Origin of the sequence: Amycolatopsis sp. lyj-108, assembly GCF_046549005.1 — a bacterium.
Lineage (GTDB): Bacteria > Actinomycetota > Actinomycetes > Mycobacteriales > Pseudonocardiaceae > Amycolatopsis.
On the sequence record NZ_JAJPWQ010000005.1, the window covers coordinates 105,944 to 124,627 of the forward strand.

Annotated in this window: 23 protein-coding genes; 11 read left to right on the plus strand and 12 right to left on the minus strand. The window is 70.0% G+C overall.

What is annotated here, in order from left to right:
- Positions 1-56 precede the first annotated feature (56 nt).
- Complete coding sequence (cofC, locus tag ACLJO0_RS19835) at positions 57-662, minus strand: 2-phospho-L-lactate guanylyltransferase (protein WP_410580318.1); 606 nt, start codon at positions 660-662, stop codon at positions 57-59.
- 99 nt (positions 663-761) lie between these two features.
- Here cofC and ACLJO0_RS19840 point away from each other — a divergent pair, with 99 nt between their 5' ends.
- The 3 genes from ACLJO0_RS19840 (at position 762) to ACLJO0_RS19850 (ending at position 3,260) form a co-directional block, all read left to right on the plus strand.
- On the plus strand, positions 762-1,505 hold the full coding sequence (locus ACLJO0_RS19840; RefSeq protein ID WP_410579970.1) for a lysophospholipid acyltransferase family protein: 744 nt from the start codon (positions 762-764) through the stop codon (positions 1,503-1,505).
- A complete protein-coding gene (locus ACLJO0_RS19845) occupies positions 1,505-2,518 on the plus strand; it encodes an NAD(P)H-dependent glycerol-3-phosphate dehydrogenase (RefSeq protein ID WP_410579971.1) in 1,014 nt (337 codons plus the stop codon). Before ACLJO0_RS19840 ends, ACLJO0_RS19845 begins: the two co-directional genes overlap by 1 nt.
- Positions 2,519-2,780: 262 nt before the next feature.
- Positions 2,781-3,260, plus strand: coding sequence for a cysteine dioxygenase (locus ACLJO0_RS19850; protein ID WP_410579972.1), 480 nt, complete (start codon positions 2,781-2,783; stop codon positions 3,258-3,260).
- A gap of 56 nt (positions 3,261-3,316) precedes the next feature.
- Here the strand turns inward: ACLJO0_RS19850 and ACLJO0_RS19855 are convergent, their stop codons facing one another.
- The 6 genes from ACLJO0_RS19855 to ACLJO0_RS19880 form a co-directional block, all read right to left on the minus strand.
- Positions 3,317-4,330 (minus strand): asparaginase, encoded by a 1,014-nt coding sequence (locus tag ACLJO0_RS19855; protein WP_410579973.1) that lies wholly within the window; start codon positions 4,328-4,330, stop codon positions 3,317-3,319.
- A 202-nt stretch (positions 4,331-4,532) separates the two neighbouring features.
- Positions 4,533-5,372: a class I SAM-dependent methyltransferase gene (locus ACLJO0_RS19860; protein ID WP_410579974.1), complete on the minus strand. Its 840-nt coding sequence runs from the start codon at positions 5,370-5,372 to the stop codon at positions 4,533-4,535.
- A complete protein-coding gene (locus ACLJO0_RS19865; protein ID WP_410579975.1) occupies positions 5,369-5,749 on the minus strand; it encodes a VOC family protein in 381 nt (126 codons plus the stop codon). Before ACLJO0_RS19865 ends, ACLJO0_RS19860 begins: the two co-directional genes overlap by 4 nt.
- Positions 5,750-5,791: 42 nt before the next feature.
- Positions 5,792-6,529 carry an FAD:protein FMN transferase gene (locus ACLJO0_RS19870; RefSeq protein WP_410579976.1) on the minus strand — a complete coding sequence of 246 codons (738 nt, stop codon included), beginning with the start codon at positions 6,527-6,529 and terminating at the stop codon, positions 5,792-5,794.
- Entirely contained in the window at positions 6,526-6,942 is a 417-nt protein-coding gene (locus tag ACLJO0_RS19875) for an FMN-binding protein (protein WP_410579977.1), read from the minus strand. The genes ACLJO0_RS19870 and ACLJO0_RS19875 overlap by 4 nt, the downstream gene beginning before the upstream one ends.
- 17 nt (positions 6,943-6,959) lie before the next feature.
- Positions 6,960-8,315, minus strand: a complete 1,356-nt coding sequence (locus ACLJO0_RS19880; protein ID WP_410579978.1) for a ferric reductase-like transmembrane domain-containing protein — start codon at positions 8,313-8,315, stop codon at positions 6,960-6,962.
- A 136-nt stretch (positions 8,316-8,451) separates the two neighbouring features.
- Between ACLJO0_RS19880 and ACLJO0_RS19885 the strand changes: the two genes are divergently transcribed.
- Both ACLJO0_RS19885 and ACLJO0_RS19890 read left to right on the plus strand, forming a co-directional pair.
- The gene (locus ACLJO0_RS19885; RefSeq protein WP_410579979.1) at positions 8,452-9,147 is read left to right on the plus strand and encodes a response regulator transcription factor; all 696 of its coding nucleotides are present in this window, start codon (positions 8,452-8,454) and stop codon (positions 9,145-9,147) included.
- Positions 9,144-10,580, plus strand: coding sequence for a sensor histidine kinase (locus ACLJO0_RS19890; protein ID WP_410579980.1), 1,437 nt, complete (start codon positions 9,144-9,146; stop codon positions 10,578-10,580). Before ACLJO0_RS19885 ends, ACLJO0_RS19890 begins: the two co-directional genes overlap by 4 nt.
- Before the next feature lie 110 nt (positions 10,581-10,690).
- Here ACLJO0_RS19890 and ACLJO0_RS19895 read toward each other — a convergent pair whose 3' ends face one another.
- On the minus strand, positions 10,691-11,344 hold the full coding sequence (locus ACLJO0_RS19895; protein WP_410579981.1) for a pyridoxamine 5'-phosphate oxidase family protein: 654 nt from the start codon (positions 11,342-11,344) through the stop codon (positions 10,691-10,693).
- 89 nt (positions 11,345-11,433) lie between these two features.
- On the opposite strand from ACLJO0_RS19895, the gene ACLJO0_RS19900 reads away from it, so the two are divergent.
- Together ACLJO0_RS19900 and ACLJO0_RS19905 are read left to right on the plus strand one after the other, a co-directional pair.
- Positions 11,434-12,792, plus strand: a complete 1,359-nt coding sequence (locus tag ACLJO0_RS19900; RefSeq protein WP_410579982.1) for a PLP-dependent aminotransferase family protein — start codon at positions 11,434-11,436, stop codon at positions 12,790-12,792.
- Positions 12,793-12,825: 33 nt separating this feature from the next.
- Positions 12,826-13,794: a zinc-binding dehydrogenase gene (locus ACLJO0_RS19905; RefSeq protein ID WP_410579983.1), complete on the plus strand. Its 969-nt coding sequence runs from the start codon at positions 12,826-12,828 to the stop codon at positions 13,792-13,794.
- Here ACLJO0_RS19905 and ACLJO0_RS19910 read toward each other — a convergent pair whose 3' ends face one another.
- Complete coding sequence (locus ACLJO0_RS19910) at positions 13,795-14,337, minus strand: DUF3515 domain-containing protein (RefSeq protein WP_410579984.1); 543 nt, start codon at positions 14,335-14,337, stop codon at positions 13,795-13,797.
- Between the two features lie 19 nt (positions 14,338-14,356).
- Positions 14,357-14,590, minus strand: a complete 234-nt coding sequence (locus ACLJO0_RS19915) for an Lrp/AsnC ligand binding domain-containing protein (RefSeq protein WP_005160289.1) — start codon at positions 14,588-14,590, stop codon at positions 14,357-14,359.
- A gap of 133 nt (positions 14,591-14,723) precedes the next feature.
- Between ACLJO0_RS19915 and ACLJO0_RS19920 the strand changes: the two genes are divergently transcribed.
- Positions 14,724-15,680, plus strand: a complete 957-nt coding sequence (locus tag ACLJO0_RS19920) for a thiamine-phosphate kinase (protein WP_125786685.1) — start codon at positions 14,724-14,726, stop codon at positions 15,678-15,680.
- Here ACLJO0_RS19920 and ACLJO0_RS19925 read toward each other — a convergent pair.
- A complete protein-coding gene (locus tag ACLJO0_RS19925) occupies positions 15,677-16,423 on the minus strand; it encodes a GNAT family N-acetyltransferase (RefSeq protein ID WP_410579985.1) in 747 nt (248 codons plus the stop codon). The two genes, ACLJO0_RS19920 and ACLJO0_RS19925, sit on opposite strands and share 4 nt — an antisense overlap.
- Positions 16,424-16,475: 52 nt before the next feature.
- Here ACLJO0_RS19925 and ACLJO0_RS19930 point away from each other — a divergent pair, with 52 nt between their 5' ends.
- Genes ACLJO0_RS19930 through ACLJO0_RS19940 form a run of 3 tightly spaced genes read left to right on the plus strand, consistent with a single transcriptional unit; the run spans position 16,476 to position 18,174 of the window.
- Positions 16,476-16,946, plus strand: a complete 471-nt coding sequence (locus ACLJO0_RS19930; RefSeq protein ID WP_410579986.1) for a GNAT family N-acetyltransferase — start codon at positions 16,476-16,478, stop codon at positions 16,944-16,946.
- Between the two features lie 8 nt (positions 16,947-16,954).
- Positions 16,955-17,476, plus strand: a complete 522-nt coding sequence (locus tag ACLJO0_RS19935) for a gamma carbonic anhydrase family protein (RefSeq protein ID WP_125792561.1) — start codon at positions 16,955-16,957, stop codon at positions 17,474-17,476.
- A gap of 20 nt (positions 17,477-17,496) precedes the next feature.
- The gene (locus ACLJO0_RS19940; RefSeq protein WP_410579987.1) at positions 17,497-18,174 is read left to right on the plus strand and encodes a uracil-DNA glycosylase; all 678 of its coding nucleotides are present in this window, start codon (positions 17,497-17,499) and stop codon (positions 18,172-18,174) included.
- Between the two features lie 198 nt (positions 18,175-18,372).
- Here the strand turns inward: ACLJO0_RS19940 and rpmB are convergent, their stop codons facing one another.
- Positions 18,373-18,564 carry a 50S ribosomal protein L28 gene (gene rpmB / locus ACLJO0_RS19945; protein ID WP_007031450.1) on the minus strand — a complete coding sequence of 64 codons (192 nt, stop codon included), beginning with the start codon at positions 18,562-18,564 and terminating at the stop codon, positions 18,373-18,375.
- Positions 18,565-18,684: the final 120 nt, after the last annotated feature.

The window sequence follows — 18,684 nt, forward strand, 5'->3', positions numbered from 1 at the left end:
TTCACCACTCGGCGCGATTATGTGCACCGCGCGCGGGACGCCGGGGTGAACTCTCGTCACATCGCCACGCAGGGTGTCCCCAACAGCGTTGAAGTGCGCTTTCCGGCACCCAGGGTGCGGACGTGAGCGAGATCATCCGCGGTGTCGACGTCGGCCCGGAGCGATTCCGCGGCGATCGTGAGCGGCGTCGCACCGGAAGCGGTGTGCGCCCGCGCGGAACCCTCGCCGAACCGGGGTTCCAGGCGACGGCCCGCCCCCGCGAGCAACAGGGTCGTCCCCGTTCCCTGCCGGTCCGCGACGAACGCCCGTCGCCCGGCGGCCTCGGCGAGGGCGGCGGTGAGGTCTTCGGTGCGCAGCGCGGGCAGGTCGGCTTGCAGGGCACCGACGAGACCGGACGGCGTGTCCCGGCGCAACAGCTCTTCGCCGTGACGCAGGGCCGCGTTCAACCCGCCGCGTGACGGCTCGGTGACGATTTCGACGCCCAGTTCGGTGAGCTCCGCCACCGACGCCGGGTCCGCGGCGACCACCAGCACCCGGCGGACGCCGTCCGCCGAGGTCGCCGCGGCCAGCGTGTCGTAGGCGAGCGCCAGCACCAGATCGGGGTGCCGCCCGGGCACGACCGCGCCACGAAGCCGCGACTTGCCCTCGGCGGGGCGCTTCATCGGCACGATCAGGTCGATGCCCGCACTGCCTGCACTGTCCACATCTCTCTTCTTACCCGACCCTCCCTGGACCGCGCTCGCGTGCGCGCGGCAGGATCAGTGGCCTGGGACGACACGTGTGACTTCGAGGAGGACGAATTGGCCCGGCGTGAGAAGGGCGGCATCTGGGTGGGCATCGCCGCCGCACTGTTCTACCCGGCGACGGCCATCGGCAAGCGGGTCTACCGCAACGCCGAGCGGATCCCCCGCGAAGGCGGCGCGCTGCTCCTGCTCAACCACGTGTCCCACATGGATCCGGCGGTGGACGCGGTGTTCGTGCACCGCCAGCGGCGGGTGCCCCGTTTCCTCGGCAAGGAGAGCCTGACCAGGACACCGGTCTTCGGCAAGATCTTCGTGGGCGCGGGTCAGATCCCGGTCTCCCGCGGTTCGGCCGCCGCCGGCGACAGCCTCAAGGCCGCTCACCAGGCGTTGCGTGACGGCAAGGTCGTGGTGATCTATCCGGAGGGGACGATCACGAAGGATCCGGACGGCTGGCCCAAGAAGCCGTTCACCGGGGCCGCGCGGCTCGCGCTGGAGACCGACGTGCCGGTGATCCCGATCGCGCGCTGGGGCACGAACCACATCTTCGACGGCTACACGAAGAAGTTCAGGCCGTTCCCGCGCAAGACGATCACGCACCTGGTCGGCGAGCCGTTGGATCTTTCGCCGTACAAGAACGGTTCCACCCGCAGCGCCTCCAAGCTGCGCGAGGTCACCGACCTGATGATGACCGAGATCACCGCCCTGCTCGCGGAGATCCGCCAGGAGGAACCGCCCGCGAAGAAGCCGGAGGACGACGACTGATGGCCCAGGTCCAGCGGGTGACCGTGCTCGGCGCCGGGTCGTGGGGCACGGCGTTCGCGAAGGTGCTCGGCGACGCGGGACGGGACGTGACCATCTGGGCGCGGCGGCCCGAGGTCGCGGAAGAGATCCGGGAGCGGCATCTCAATTCGTCCTATTTACCCGGTATCGATTTGCCGGAGCGGATCACCGCGACGGCGGATCCGGCCGAAGCCCTCGACGGCGCGCAGGCCGTGGTCCTCGCGGTGCCGAGCCAGACGCTGCGGACCAAGCTGTCCGAGTGGTCCGGTCTGCTGCCGTCCGACGCGATACTGGTGAGCCTCGCGAAGGGCGTCGAACTGGGCACGCTCAAGCGGATGAGCGAGGTCATCGCCGAGATCGCCCGCGTCGACGCCGGGCAGATCGTGGTCGTTTCCGGGCCGAACCTGGCGAAGGAGATCGCGCTGGGGCAGCCGGCGGCGGCGGTGCTGGCCTGCACCGACCACGACAACGCCAAGGCGATCCAGCAGGCGAGCTTCAACCAGTACTTCCGGCCGTACACCAACACCGACGTCGTCGGCTGTGAGCTGGGCGGGGCGTGCAAGAACGTCATCGCGCTCAGCTGCGGGATGGCGGCGGGACTCGGACTGGGCGCCAACACCGTGGCCACGCTGATCACCCGCGGACTGGCCGAGATGGCCAGGCTCGGCGCGAAACTCGGCGCCGACCCGCTGACCTTCGCCGGGCTGGCGGGCGTCGGCGACCTGGTGGCGACCTGTTCGTCGCCGTTGTCGCGCAACCGGACGTTCGGCGAGCGGCTCGGCCGGGGCGAGACGCTGGAGCAGGCGCTGGCGGCCACCGGCGGCCAGGTCGCCGAGGGCGTCAAGTCCTGCACATCGATCCGGGAACTCGCGCAGAGCCTCGGCGTCGACATGCCGATCACCGACGCGATGCACCGCGTCTGCCATGAAGGGGTCGACCCCCGCCGTGCCGGAGCCGACCTGCTCGGCCGGTCGCAGAAGCACGAGTGGTCCTGAGGAAGACCGCACTATCGCGACAGACCAGGGCGGATCCGTGCTGCGAGCATGGGAACCAGGTGAGGGACTCACGGTCCACGGTATGAGATCGGTTGACCGCCGGGTTCCGCCCTGGTTCGCTGAGGGCATGTTCGCACGTGAGATGACTGTGTCGCGGGGCCTCTCGGGTCTTGGCGCCGTCTCGTGTGCGTCGTGTCGCTGTTGTCGGTGAACTCAGCCCCGGCCCAGCTCGACACCTTCTTTCCTTAGCGAGGACTTCTCCATGTTCGCCGTCCCGGACAACACGCTCGTCATCCCCGAAAACCCCGCCCTGCGCCACCCGGTGCGCGTCGCGCTCGAGTTCGCCGCGGACCGTGACCGCTGGCGCCACCTGCTGCGCTACGACCCCGAGGAACGGTTCTCCGCCCTCGTCGACGCCGACGAACTGCAGGAGATCTGGCTGATGAGCTGGCTGCCCGGCCAGCGCACCGACCTGCACGACCACGAATTCGCCGCGGGCGCGTTCACCGTGGTCAGCGGGCAGCTGAGCGAGACCGTCGCCCGCCGCGCCGTCGACGGGCGGGCGGTGACGGAGCTGCATTCGCTGTCGGAGGGCCAGTCTCGCGTCTTCGGCCCCGGGTACATCCACGAAGTGCGCAACGACGGGCCGGACCCGGCCGTCAGCGTGCACGTCTACCGGCACCAGACGCGCACCATGCGCCCGTACCACCTGGACCCCATCTCGGGCCCGTCCCGCATTTAGTCACCTACTTGCGTGGCTCTCCGGCGCAAGTAGGTGACGAATTGCGCGGGGGAGCGTCAGGTGAGGTCGCCTCGGAGCCGGAATTCGGCTTCGACGCGGTCTCGCGGGGCGCCGGTGGCGAGCAGGGTGTGCAGCAGGAGCCGGGATTTACGCGGATCCAGCCAGCCTGCCATGGTCGCGCCCATCGCGATCAGATCCGATTCGGAACCGCGGAAGCCGTAAGTACCGCGGAACGTCGGCCCGGCGCCGGTACGGCCGGCGACCACGATCGGCACCTCCGGCAGCACCCGCTCGATCACGTCGGCGGACCCCGCCGAAACGTGCCCGGCGCCGTTCGCGGCGAGCACCACGCCCTTGACCCCGGCCTTGACCAGCGTTTCCAGGAGCTCACCGGTGTCCTCGACGCCGCTCTCGACGATCGGCACCAGCCCGGAGAAGTCCGCGTCCCCCAGCGGCAACGCCGCCGGGCGGGCGGAGACCGGGTGGAAGTAGTGCACCAAGCCCTCGCTGACGAGCGCGAGCGGCCCGGCGGGATTCGAGGAGAAGGCCTCGACATGGCTCGAATGTGTCTTGCGGACCCAGCGTGCGGCGTGGACGTCGTCGTTGAACACGACCAGCGAGCCGCGGCCCCGGCTTCGGGGATCGGCCGCGACGGTCAACGCGGCGAGCACGTTCCCCGCGCCGTCGGCGCTGGGCAGACTGGGATTGCGCATCGCGCCGGTGATCACGATCGGCGCCTCGGAAGCCCACGTCAGCTCGAAGAAGTACGCCGTCTCTTCGAGCGTGTCCGTGCCCTGGATCACGACGACACCTTGAGCGCCTTCGTCGACGGCTTTGGCGGCCCAGTCCCGTGTCCGGATCAGGGTCGCGAAGTCCATCGACGCGCTGGAAATCCCCGCGAGCGTCTCCGCACGGACGTCCATCTCGAGGTCGTCGCCCAGGTCGCCGAGCAGGTCGGCGGCGGTGAGGCGGGGGACGGCGTGGTCTTCACCGTCGCCGGGGACCATGGAGATGGTGCCGCCCAGAGCGGCGACGGCGACAAGGGGCCGATTCTCGGGAGAGACGCTCATGCGGGAATTCTTTCAAACTCGTGAGTGGTAAGGACGGTTCTATTGAGGGGTAAGGCGAACGTGTCGTGGTCGGCATCTCCGCGTCTCCCGACACAGCGCCGGGACCTCCCGCCGCGATCGAGCTCTGATGTCGCGAAGGGCACCTTTGAGACCTTGATCGTCTCAAAGGTGCCCTTCACGACATCCCCACGACCGCGAAATCTCACGTGAGCGCCCGACTGGAATCCTTCACGGCCTCAATGGTGAAACTGGCCGCCAGTCGCTGCGGATCCTCGGTCAGCCGCCATTCCTCGGTCGCCTCGTTCAGGGTCATGAACCCGGGCAGCGCGTTCCACGGCACGCTGTCGTGCTCCACGAGACGCGTCAGCGTCAGGCCCGCGTCGAGCAGCGACGTGACGATCTCGCCCAGCCCGTGGTTCCACTCGTGCGTCCGGTTGTGCTGGAACGAGACGTCGGTGTCCACATAGGTCCCCGGCTCGTCGAACACCAGCGGTTCGGCCTGCTCGAAGTACGGATAGCGCGGCGTGATCATCGGCTGGGTCTCGTCGAGGGTGCCCAGCATCGGGTGCATGTCCCGGATGAACAGCCGTCCGCCCGGCTTCAGCAGCGCGCCGACGACCTGTCCCCAGCGGGCGATGTCGGGCAGCCAGCAGATGGCGCCGATTCCCGTGTAGACGAGGTCGAATTCCCCGGTACCCAGCACCTCGGCGGCACCGTACACATCGGACTCGTGGTAGTCGATCTCCGCGCCGGTCTCGGCGGCCAGCTTTCGCGCGATCTCCAGCGCGGGCGTGGAGAAGTCGAGGCCGGTCATCCGTGCGCCGAGGCGGGACAGGGAAAGCGTGTCCGTGCCGATATGGCACTGCAGGTGCACGCCGCGCGCGCCGGAGACGTCGCCGAGCAGCGGCCGGTCGAAGGTGACCACGCCGCTGAGGTGCGTGGGGTCCGCGACGAACTTCTCGTAGCCGTAATCCGCCGACGCGGCGTGCGCGGGAGCGCGTTCGTCCCAGTTCGCGCGGTTGACGGTCACATAGTCCGTCATGAGGTGGCGGCCTTTTCGGCGGCGCTGCGCAGCACGCAGAATTCGTTGCCCTCGGGGTCACCGAGGACGACCCAGCCGGTCCCGTCCGGGTTTCGCCGATCGTGCACGAGGGTCGCGCCGAGCTTCAGCAGGCGCTCCATCTCCTCGTCGCGCGGGATGTCCGGCTGGAGACACAGGTGGATGCGGTTCTTCACCGTCTTCGGCTCCGGGACCTCTCCGAAGAACAGGGTCACGCCGTTGTCCATCTCGATGATCGCTTCGGGATCGCCGGGCTGATCGTCGTCGGCCATCGGCTTGCCGACGACGCCGCTCCAAAATCGCCCCAGTTCGTAGGCGTCGGCGCAGTCGAAGAAGAAATTCTGTACGACAGAGGTCATGACGCCGCAGTCTGCCCGAGCCCGCGAAGCCCGGCCAACGGTTTAAGCGAGCCGAAGCCCGGGCGACCGATGCACCTGCCGTTCCGCGTCGATGACCAGCACCTGGCATCCCGGTTGCGACGCGACCCACGCGATCCCTTCGGTCCCCATCGCGAACGCGGCCGTGGCCAGGGAATCCGCGGTGACGAGGTCGCCGGCCGCGACCGTGACGCTCAGCAGCCCGGTGGGCCGGCGCCCGGTCCGCCCGTCCAGGATGTGCGCGCCACGCTCGTATTCAGCCGAAGTCGCGACAGCGCCGCCGGACGATTCCACCACGGCGCACACCGCGCCGGGCTGTTCGGGATGCCGGATGCCGACCCGCCAAGCGCGGCCGGGTTCCGGTTCGCCGGCGGTGACGACGTCCCCGCCCGCGTTGAGGCAGAAGACGTCCAGGCCTTCGGCCAGCAGAAGGGACGCCGCCCGCTGCACCGCCCAGCCCTTGACCACCGCGTTCGGGTCGAGCCGGCGGCCGGGGAGCCGGGCGGTGAACGCCCCGCCGGACAGCCGTTCGTAGTGATCGCACAGCGAAAGCACTTCCAGGAGGTCGTCGCTCAGCTCCGAAGGCGCGAGTTCGCCGCGGTCGTAGCGGCACACCTCACTGTCGGCCTTGAACGGGCTGAACCGGGCGTCGACCTCACGCAGCCAGCCGAAGACGCCGTCGATGGCGTGGTCGACGAGAGCGCCGCCCGCACGGACGTCGACCGAGACCGGCAGCCCCATCACCTGTTCGACGCGGTTCATCTGGCGTCCAGCGCCGCCTGCAGCGATTTGACGTACGACTCGCTCGTCGACGTCGCCCCGGAGACGGTGTCGATGTCGGCGCTCTGCGCGGTCAGCGTCTCCTCCTGCAGAATCGGGATCGCGGAGACCCCGCGGCCGCTGGTCGGCCGTTGCAGCAGGCGGACTTCGGAGATCTTGTCCTCGGCCGAGATCACCAGCCGCACCTGCACGGTGCCGTAGCGGTTGCTCTCGACCGAACCGTCGATGGTGCGCTCGGCGCCTTCGGACGCGCCACCGTCCGAAGTAGACGATGTCGGGGCGGGTGCGGCGACGGCGACGGTCTCCGATCCGAGCGGGCCCGGTTCGTACAGCCAGACACCGAGGAAGCCCGCGGCCGAAAGCGCGACCGTGGCGGCGACGATGGTCTTCTTCATGATCGGGACTCCCTGACTCAGGCGGCGAGGCTGAAGCGTTCGGCGTGGACCTGCTGGTTCGGCACCCGTAGTTCCCGCAGGCTGCGCAGCGTCGCCGACGTCATCCCGGGCGGACCGCAGACGAAGACGTCCCGTTCCCGGATGTCCGGCACCAGCTGCCGCAGGCTGTGCGCGCCGAGCACCGGACCGTGCGGACCGGCCTGATCGGACGGTCCACTGAGGACCCGGACGACCGCGCCGCGCGCCCGCGCGAGCCCGATCAGCTCCGGCAGCAGGACGGCGTCGAACTGGGTGCGGACCCGGTAGAGCACGACGACGTGGCCGGAGATCTCCTCCAGCAGCGCGCGGATCGGCGTGATCCCGACGCCGCCCGCGACCAGCAGCGCGTCCGGTTTCTGTTGGTGCATCGTGGTGAACGCGCCGTACGGGCCTTCTGCGAACACGCGGGTGCCGACCTTCAGCGACCGCAAGGACGCGCTGCCGTCACCGGCGGCTTTCGCGGTCAGCCGCAGGGTGCGGCCGTCCGGCGCGGCCGACAGCGAGAACGGGTTGGCCTGCCACCAGCGATCCCTGGTCATGAAGCGCCACAGGAAGAACTGGCCCGCCCGCGCAGGCATCTTGTCGAGGTGCTCGCCGGAGATGTACACCGAGACGACGTCGTCGGATTCCGGGACCACGGCGACGACCCTCAACTTGTGACGCAGGTTTCGCGCCAGCGGCAGCGCCACACGCCCGGCGAAGACCGAGCCGAGCGCGACACCCCACACCGCCCACCAATAGACCTGGGCCCCCGGCGACGACGCGAACGAGCCGCCCAGCGCGATCTGATGGCTGAACGCCAGCACGACCGCGGCATAGGTGTAGAGATGGAGGAAATGCCAGGTCTCGTACGCCAGCCGGCGGCGGGCGAAGCGGGCGGAAACGGCGCCGACGAGCAGGATCAGCGCGAACGCGACGACAGCGCGCAGGATCCCCTCCAGTTTGGTCACCATCGTGACGAATTCGTCCACGACGCCGCTGTCCTCGACCTGTGCGTAGCCGAGGACGATGAACACGAAGTGGGCGAGCAACGTCCACAGCAGGCTGAACCCGGTCCAGCGGTGCCAGCCGGTGAGCTTGTCCATGCCGAGGCGGCGGTCGAACCACGGCAGCCGGGCGACCAGCAGCAGCTGGAACGCCATCGCCAGCGCCCCGTACAGCCCGGCGAGCCTGCCGATGCCGATGAGCACGTTGTCCGAGGGCCCGGCTGCGAAGAAGAGCATGGTGACGGTGGCCACGTTGGCCCCGAGGAAGGTGAAGAGCCCGGCGCGTGCGGCGATCCTGGGACGGATCGCCGGGCGCGGCCTCACGGCGGTCTGCGTCATGGTGGTCACACGTGGTCCCTTCCTTGCCGGTTCAAGTGCTGAGCCTGCTGTGCCAACCTGTGACCTTTCTTGGCGGAAGCTGTCGGCTTCCTGTCGTGTGCGCTCCCGCCTCGCCCTCGCGCGCGCGTTAACGGAGGATGGCGTTGTGAACACCGAGAACCCCGTCCGCCTGCTGGTGGTGGACGACGAGCCGCATATCGCCGACCTCGTGGCCACCGTCGCCCGTTACGAGGGCTGGCAGGCCGTCACCGCCGGATCTGGCGAGGCCGCGCTCGAACGCGCCGCCGAATTCGCGCCCGACATCGTCGTGCTCGACCTGATGCTGCCGGGCATCGACGGGTTCACCGTGCTGGACAAGCTGCGCGAGTCCGGGACGGCGGTGCCCGTCGTCTTCCTCACCGCGAAGGACGCGACGGCGGATCGTGTCGCCGGGCTCACCCGAGGCGGCGACGACTACCTCGTCAAGCCGTTCTCCGTCGAGGAACTGATGGCGCGCCTGCGCGCGGTCCTGCGGCGCAGCACCAACCAGGCCAAGGCGGCGGTGCTGCGGGTCGGCGACCTGACCCTGAACGAGGACACCCGCGAAGTCGTCCGCAATGGTGAACCCGCGGAGCTGACCCCGACCGAGTACGAACTGCTGCGCTACCTCATGCGGCGTTCGCCGTCGGTGCTGACCAAGGCCCAGATCCTCGACCACGTCTGGGAGTACGACTTCGGCGGCCGGTCCAATGTGGTCGAACTCGTCATCTCGCATCTGCGCCGCAAACTCGACGCGGGCAACGAACCGCTGATCCACACCGTGCGCGGAGTCGGCTACGTCGTCCGGCAGGCGGCGAGATGACCATGCTGCGCCGGTGGTACGACGCCTGGCGCCGATCGAGGCTCGGGACCCGGCTGGCGCTCGGGCTCGGGGTGCTGGCGCTGGTCGTGTTCGCCGTCGTCGGCACCGTGATGGTCGGCATCATGAAGGGCTATCTGAACGACCGGCTCGACGAACAGCTCGCCAAGACCCAGATCAGCCAGGTGCCGTCGCTGCGCTCCACGCACGGCGGGAAACCGCAGCAGGCCTACGGCTGGTTCTCCGCGGTGTTCGCGGTGCAGGACGGCGACGCGCTGCCGCAGGCCGGCGGTTCCCTGCCACCGGACACGAAGGCGCTCGAAAAGGTCGCCGAGGACGCGACGCGGACCGAAGTGCTGCGCACCGTCTACATCGAGGACAAGGGCACCTACCGGGTCCGGGCCTGCCCGATCGAGCCGGACCGGAACATCGTGCTGGTCAGCGCCGCCCCGCAGGCCGATCTGGACCGGACGGTGAGCCAGCTGGTGATGGTCGAGGTCGTCGCGTTCCTGCTGGCGCTGGCGGTGCTGGTGATCGCGGGACGGCTGGTGCTGCGGCGCGGGCTGCGGCCGCTGAGCGACATGGCCGGGACGGCACACGACATCGCGTCGCACGACCTCACCACGAACGCCGATCTCCCGGTGCGCGCGCGGGCGAACGGCGGCGGCGCGGAGGTCGAGGAGCTGCGGACGGCGTTCAACCTGATGCTGGCGCACCTCGATTCCTCACTGGTCGCGCGCCGGGAGGCGAACGAACGGCTGCGGCGGTTCATCGCCGACGCCTCCCACGAGCTGCGCACACCGCTGACGTCGATCCGGGGCTATGCCGAGCTTTTCCGCTACGCCGCGGCGAACGAACCCGCCGAACGCGACGCGCATCTGTCGAAGATCCGGGAAGAGACCGAGCGGATGAGCGTGCTCGTCGACGACCTCCTGCTCCTCGCGCGCCTCGACGCGCCGGAGACCGAGGCGCCGCTGCGGCTGGTCGACGTCGACATCGCCGAGCTGATCACCGACGCGGGGGAGGCCTTCGCCGCCGGCCGCCCGGAGCATCCGCTGAGCCTCGGCGCGCTACCGGAAGGTGTTGTCCTGCAAGCGGATCCGGTGCGCCTGCGGCAGGTGCTCGACAACCTGCTCGCCAACGCCGCGGTGCACACGCCGCCCGGGACGGCGGTCGCTTTGTCGGCTTCGGCTTCGGACTCGGAGGTCGTGTTGCGGGTGAGCGATGCCGGGCCGGGGATCCCGCCGGAAGCGCGGGAGCGGATCTTCGACCGGTTCTACCGCGTCGACACCGCCCGCACGCGCGGCAACGGCGGGACCGGGCTCGGGCTTTCGGTGGTGCTCTCGCTGGTCTCCGCGCACGGCGGGACGATCGGGGTCGCGAGCGTGCCGGGGGCGACGACGTTCACAGTGCGGCTGCCGCGCCACCGCGCGTGACCCGCTTTCGCGCGTGACCCCCTCCCGCGCGACCCCTCCCGCGCGTGCTATGAAAGGTCCTTTCCTTGCAAAATTTGCAAGGAAAGGTCCTTTCCTAGCGTTGGTGAGCGCTACCCGACCCGCCCCTTCACATGCTCCGGCACCGTCCACTCCGAAACCAGGTCCGCCGACGGCTCCGGTTCCCCGAACACGGTCCGCACCGGCAGCACCCCCGCCCACGAGAGGTCGGCCGCGACCTCGTCCTCGGGATCGTCGGGGCCCTCGCCGCGCATCTTCACCGACGCCTCGGTGAGGTCCAGTTCCAGCACCGAAACGGACGCGAACTCCTTCGCGTTGACGTCGCGCGCGTGCTCCCACGAACCGGGCGCGAGGTGGTCGGTCAGCACGCGGAGGGCGTGCATCTTCCGGTCGGCGTCGGTGACCGCGGCGGCCTTGCCCAGGATCACGGCGCTGCGGTAGTTCATCGAGTGGTTGTTGATCGAGCGCGCGTAGACGATGCCGTCGAGCAGGGTCACCGTGACGCAGATCTCGACGCCGTCGGAATCGCGCATACTCTTCGCCCCGGTGGATCCGTGCAGGTAGAGCGTGTTCCCGTCGCGGCCGTAGCCGGTCGGGATGACCACCGGGGCGCCGTCGCGCACGACGCCGAGGTGGCAGATCAGGCCTTCGTCGAGCACCGCGTACAGCGCCGAGCGGTCGCTGAGCGCGCGGTTCTTCTTGCGGCCGAGAGTGGTCCTGTCGGTGGGTGAGAGCGGGGTGGACATGCGAGCAGTCTCACCCACCAGAGTGGCCTGTAATAACGGCCAATTCTCCTATACTTGAGAAGGCCACTTCTGGAAGTGTGGAGTACAGCATGTCCGACACCGCCCTGCCGGTCAGCCTCGACCGCGATTCGCTCGTCCCGCTCGCGGTCCAGCTGGCCGACGCGTTGCGCGCGGCCGCCGGCGACGGGCATCTGCGCGGTGGCGACAGGCTGCCCTCGACCAGGGCGCTCGCGAGCAGGCTCGGCGTCAGCCGCACGGTGACGTCGGCGGCGTACGAGCAGCTTCACGCGGAGGGCTGGATCGCGGGCCGCCATGGCTCGGGCACGTATGTCACCACCACGCCGCCCGCGGACAGGCCGTCGAAAGGTCCTGTGCCCGGCACCCCCGCCAAACCACCCACGCTGGTCGACCTCACCCCGGGTGTCCCGTGGGCCGACGGCATCGAGAAGGCCGCCTGGCGCCGGGCGTGGCGGGCCGCCGCCGATCCGCGCCCGACCTATCGCGAGGACAGGGCGGGCCTGCCCGCGTACCGGGACGCCGTGTCCGAACATCTCCTGCGCCACCGCGGCCTCGCGGCCGGAACGGTGCTGGCCACCGGCGGGACGACGGCGGCGGTGATCGAACTCGCGGGAGCGGTGCTCTCGCGCGGCGACCGGGTCGCGATCGAGGAGCCGGGTTATCAGCGCGCGGTGCAGGCGTTCCGGCGGGCGGGGATGGAGGTCGTGCCCGTCCCGGTGGACGAAGAAGGACTGCGCCCGGACGCCGTCCCCGCCGACGTGCGCGCCGTGTACTGCTCGCCCGCGCACCAGTATCCGCTCGGCAGCCGGATGAGCGCGTCCCGCCGGGTCGACCTCGTCGAACTCGCCCGCGCCGAGGGCATGCTGGTGATCGAGGACGACTACGACGGCGAGCTGCGGTTCGACGTCGCGCCACTGCCGCTGCTGGCCGCGCTCGCGCCCGACGTCGTCGCGCATCTCGGCACCACGAGCAAGATCCTCACCCCGGCGCTGGGCGCGGGCTGGATGGTCGCGCCGTCCCCGGTCGCGGCCGCGGTGCTGGAGTACCGCGAAGCGACTGGGACACGCCCTTCGCCCGCGGGGCAGCGAGTACTCGCCGAGCTGGCGCGGCACGGTGATCTGGGGCGGCACCTGCGGAAGCTCCGGCGGGAACTGTCGGAGCGCCGCTCCCTGGTCTCGGCCGCGCTGACGTCGGCGGGGATCCCGGTGCTCGGCGACGACGCGGGCGCGCATCTGGTCGTCCCGTGCGGCTCGGCGGCCGACGAGGCGGCGCGGATGGCGGCGGCGGAACGCGCCGGGATCCGGCTCGACGGCCTGGCCCGGCATTTCGCCGGGACGCCGACGGTGTTCGGGAACCTCATCGGCTACGCGGGCTGCTCGCGGGAGGCACTGCGATCCGCCCTCAAACCGCTGATCGCCGTGCTCGGTTGACCTCCAGCGAACTGGAGGTCATAGCTTGCGATCATGCGTGAGATCAGAGTGTCCCGGTTCGGCGATCCCGGCGTTCTCGAACAGGTCGAAGTGCCGACCCCCGAACCGGCGGAGGGTGAGCTCCGCGTCGCGGTGACAGCGGCCGGAGTCGGCTGGCTCGACGCCCTCATCAGGCGAGGCGACGGACCCGACGTGTTCGCGATCGAACCGCCGTACGTACCGGGCGGGTCGGTGGCGGGCACCGTCGACGCCGTGGGTGCCGGAGTCGACGAAGCCTGGCTCGGCAAGCAGGTCCTCAGCCACGCGCCCGGCGGCTACGGCGGGGGATACGCGGACACGGTCGTCGCGCTGCCGGACGACACCTTCCCGATTCCGGACGGGCTGGATCCCCAGCACGCGGTGGCGCTTTTCGACGACGGCAGCACCGCACTCGCGTTGCTGGAGAAGACCCCGGTCAAGGCCGGGGAGCGGATCCTGGTGGCGCCTGGCGTCGGCGGGCTCGGCAGCGTGCTGGTGCAGCTCGCCCGCGCGGCGGGAGCGACGGTCATCGCGGCGGTCCGCGGTGACGAAAAGGCGGCGATCGCGCGGAAACTGGGGGCCGAGCCGGTCGACTACTCGGCGGCGGACTGGACGGGAGAGGTCCTCGCCCGCACCGGCGGTCACCGCCTGGACGTGGTCTTCGACGGCGTCGGCGGCGAACTCGGCGCCGCCTCGTTGGCACTGCTGAAGAACGGCGGCCGCTTCTCCGGCTACGGCATGTCCAGCGGTGCGGAGACCGCGATCGGCGACGCCGACCGCGCCCGGCTGTCCGTTGTGGACATGGCGCAGCTGGTCGGGTTCTGGCCCGACAACCCGCGCCGGGTGCGGGAAGTGCTGCGGCAGGCGGCCGACGGGAAGCTGACGCCGATCATCGGCCGGACGTATCCGCTGGCGGACGCGTCCGTCGCGCACTCGGACATCGAGGCGCGGCGATACACCGGGAAGAGTCTTCTGCTGCCTTGATCAGAAGCGCAGCGGCACCGCGGGGAGGTTGGCGGCGATGACCTCGGAAACGGTCTGGAGCGGCCCGGTCCCCGCGGTGTCCGGCACGGTGAGCGCCGTGTAAGCAGGACGGTCCACCACGAACCACGTCGCGGTGCCCTCACCCTCGACCTGCAGCCACTGGACGCCGTTGATCGTCCGCAGCTGCGAGGTCCGGGTGAGCTCCGGCGGCTTGCCGAGCCCGCACCGCAGGACCACCGGGTCGCCGGTGCCCCAGCCGACCGTCGCCTCGGGCGCGGGATCGGCCAGCTTCCGGCGGACCAGCGTGTTCCCGGACGACGTGAGCTCGTGCGGGAGCGCGCCGACGAGTTTCGCGCACTCGGGCGACCCCGACTGCGGTGCCGGGACCGGGACGAGCGGGAGCGGGCCGTCGGCGGCCGGGGCGACGGGATCCGCGCCGCGGGTCAGCCCGAAGACGGCCACGCCCGCGACGAGCAGCACCGCCAGGCAGGCGGCCGCGATCAGCAGGGGTTTCGGGGGAGCGCCGGTGTCCGTGTCAGCCACCGGACCACTACACCATCTCTTACAGATGCACGACCGGGCAGGTCAGCGTCCGCGTGATGCCTTCCACGTTCTGCACCTTGGCGACCACGAGCTGACCGAGCTGGTCGACGGTGTCGGCGGCGGCCTTGACGATGACGTCGTAAGGGCCGGTGACATCCTCCGAACTGGTGACACCGGAGATGGTGGAGATCTCCGCGGCGACCGCGGCGGCTTTGCCGACCTCGGTCTGGATGAGGATGTATGCGTGGACCACGGCGCGCCCCTTCGTAAAAGTCGGCTCAAGGTAGGAACGTTGTAGCAACGTATCGCCAGCCCCGGGAAAAACCTAGGGCATCCGACTATCGGTGATCGACATTTGTCCGGACAAGGGAAAGTGGAGGTGACGGGTGTCACCGAAAGACGGCACGGTCGCCGGGACCGGTGAATTCCGGTTGATCGAGGCGGTGACCGCCGACCGGAAACAACCGGAGACGACACTGCTCGGACCGGGAGACGACGCGGCCGTCGTGGCCAGCCCCGACGGCCGGACGGTGGCCTCCACCGACGTCCTCGTGCAGGGCGTCCACTTCCGGCTCGACTGGTCCAGCGCCGAACAGGTGGGGCGCAAGGCGGTCGCGGTGAACCTCACCGACATCGCCGCCATGGGCGCGCGCCCGACGTCCGTCCTCATGGGATTCGCGTGCCCGCCGGACACCGAGACGGCACTCGTCACCGAACTCACGCGGGGCATGTGGCTCGAAGCCGACCGCGCGGGCGTCGGGATCGTCGGCGGCGACATGGTGCGCGCCGATCAGATCGTGATCAGTGTCACCGCCCTCGGCGACCTCGGCGGCAGGGAACCGGTGACGCGCTCCGGTGCCCGCCCCGGCGACGTCGTCGCGGTCTGCGGACGGCTCGGCTGGGCCGCCGCCGGGCTCGCCGTGCTCGGGCGGGGTTTCCGCTCACCGGTCAGCGTGGTCAACGCGCAACGCTGCCCCGAACCGGACTACGAGGCGGGTATCCGCGCGGCCGACGGCGGCGCGACGTCCATGATCGACGTGTCCGACGGGCTCCTGTCCGACCTCGGCCACATCGCCGCGGCCTCCGGCGTCGGGATCGACGTGCGCACGGCGGATCTCGACGTGTCGAGCAGGCTGACCGAGGTCGGCACCGCGCTCGGCGCCGACCCGCTGAAATGGGTCCTCACCGGCGGCGAGGACCACGCGTTCGCGGCGACCTTCCCCTCGTTCGCCGACCTGCCGGAGGGCTGGACCGAGATCGGCGTCGTCACCATGCCGGATTCGGGGGTGACGGTGGACGGGAAGCGGTACGGGCACGACAGCGGCTGGCAGCACTGGCGCTAGGACCGTGGGGCCCACCAGGTCGAGGGCGCGGCGGCGGTGAAACCGAGCGATTCGTACAGCGGCTTGCCGAGCCGGGACGCGGTGAGGGTGACCGGCAGCTCCGCCAGCGGGGCGAGGGAGCCGAGCATCACCGCCCGTCCGACGCCGCGAGAGCGGAAGGCTTCCGGCGTGCCGACCCAGTAGTGGCTGCCGAAGCCGTCTTCGACGACCGTGACGCACGCGCCGGCGACCTCGCCGTCGAGTCGCGCGACGAACACGGCGACCCCCGGCTGATCGAGGATGGCCATCGGGAACATCTCGCCCGGCCGGAACCGCGCGAGTTCGAAACCTTCGGTCACCGCGCGTTCGGCCGCCCGCAGATCCGCTTCCTCGTGCACTCGGACCACTTCCATGGCGGGTTCGGCGACCGGTGCGGGCGGACGCAGCATGACGGGCATCTGCCAGCTGCGCATATCCCCGAGATGGTTCAGATCGGTGACACTGAAGGGATCCTCGGCCTCCACCGGCCCCGTCGCCCGCGCCGCGAGCTCGGTGATCTCCGCCAGTTCCGCGGCGGTGAGGTCGGGCTCCTGGATCAGGACGCGCAGCCCCGCGCGCTCGTCACCGGCGACGGCGAGAAAGCCACGACGGCGGATCACCTCGTGGCCGCGGGAACGGCCGGTCGCGGCCCAGAACGCGGCGGAGTTGCGGGCCTGGCGCAGTGGAGCCTCGGCGAGGCCGGTGATGGACGTCTCGATCGACATGAGTGCGAATCTACGTTGGGGGACGGCTCGTCCACTCGCTAATCTCGCGCTCATGGACCTTCGCGTGCTGCCCTACGACCACCCCGACGCGGTGAAGCTGCTGGCCGAAGCCCAGTTCGAACTGGCCGCCCGGTACGGCAGCGAAGACGAGACGCCGATGGACGCGGCGCAGTTCGCCTCGCCGAGGGGGCTGTTCCTGGCCGCCTACCTGGACGACGCCCCGGTCGCGTGCGGTGCCTGGCGGGCGCACGACGGGCCGGATCCCCTGCTGCCCGGTGACGCCGAGATCAAGCGCATGTTCGTGCTGGCTTCGGCACGGGGACGAGGCCTCGCGAGGGCGATCCTCGCCGACCTGGAACGGACGGCCGCCGAGGCCGGACGGCTGCGTATGGTGCTGGAGACCGGTGACAAACAGCCGGAAGCCATCGCGCTGTACCTGTCGGCGGGGTACCGGGAAATCCCGGGTTTCGGGTACTACAAGGACGAACCGGAGAGCATCTGCTTCGGCAAGTCGCTGGTCTAGGAGAACGCATGCCGATCTACGCACTGGGTGACCTCGAACCGTCGATCCACCCCGACGCCTACGTCCACCCCGACGCGACCGTGATCGGCGACGTCCGGATCGCGGCGTTCGCGTCGGTGTGGCCGCAGACGGTGCTGCGCGGCGACCACGGCCACATCGAGATCGGTGAGCGGTCGAACGTCCAGGACGGCTGCGTCCTGCACTGCACCCGCAAGGAGCCGACGATCATCGGGAAGTCCTCCGCCGTCGGGCATTCCGTGCACATCGAGGGCGCGCGGATCGGCGAGGGCTGCCTGATCGCGTCGGGCTCGGTGGTGCTGAACGGAACCGTCGTCGAGGACGGCGGGATGGTCGGCGCGGGCGCGGTTCTCTCCTACGGGTCCCATGTGGACAGTGGGCACATCGCGCTCGGCGTCCCGGCGAAAACGCGGCCGAACACTTCTTTCGGGCCGGACATGATCAAGCTCGTCGTCGATGGTTATGTCGAGCGTGCGGCCCGGTTCCGGGTCGAACTTCGCCGGCTCGGGTGACGTGAGTAAGCTCGCACGCCGTGACCGCACGACCGCTGCAGGACATCGTCGAAGCAGGCTGGGCGCAAGCCCTCGAACCGGTGGCGCCGCAGGTCGCCGCGATGGGAGAGTTCCTCCGCGCGGAGATCGCCGCGGGCCGGACCTACCTCCCGGCGGGTGAACACGTGCTGCGGGCGTTCCAGCAGCCGTTTCACGACGTGCGGGTGCTGATCGTCGGCCAGGACCCGTACCCGACGCCCGGGCACGCCGTCGGGCTGAGCTTCTCGGTGGCGCCGGACGTCCGGCCGATCCCGAAGAGCCTGATCAACATCTACAAGGAGTACTGCGAAGACCTCGGGCACCCGTTGCCGTCGAACGGCGACCTGACGCCGTGGGCCGACCAGGGTGTGCTGCTGCTCAACAGGTCGCTGACGGTGCAGCCCGGCAAGTCGAACTCGCACCAGGGCAAGGGCTGGGAAGCGGTCACCGAGCAGGCCATCAAGGCCCTCGCCGCGCGGGACGAGCCGATGGTGGCGATCCTGTGGGGCCGCAACGCGCGGAACCTGAAGCCGATGCTGGGGAAGGTGCCGTGCATCGAGTCGGCGCACCCGAGCCCGCTTTCGGCGCACGCCGGCTTCTTCGGCTCGCGCCCTTTCAGCCGGGCGAACGAGCTGCTGGAGCAGCAGGGCGCCGGTGCCGTGGACTGGAAGCTTCCCTGACCTTTCGTTGCAGCAAGTGACCGGTGTGACTCCTGAGGTGACACCAAAGTCCGTGAGGGCCTCCTTCACTACCTTGAGGGTAGGGAAGGAGGCCCTCACGGACTCCTGGCTGGGGCGGGCGCTTCGGAGTACGGCGAACCTGCCCATAAAAAATGGCGGGTGCTCCGAAGAGCACCCGCCATTCCCCAAAAACCTGGCTCAGCCGCGAACGACCTTGCCCGCCTTGATGCACGAGGTGCAGGCGTTCAAGCGCTTGCGCTGGGACAGACCGATCTTGGCGTGAACGGTCTGGATGTTCGGGTTCCACCGGCGGTTGGTACGCCGGTGGGAGTGCGAGACCGACTTGCCAAAGCCCGGTCCCTTGCCACAGACGTCGCACACGGCAGCCACGTCGAACTCCTCTGGATCTGGGACAAAGAATGATGCGCCCAGCATGCTGGGCAACTCGACCATAGTAACCAGTGGCTCAGAGCCCTCCGGCACCGGGTCGATACCCTCGCTGGAACAGCT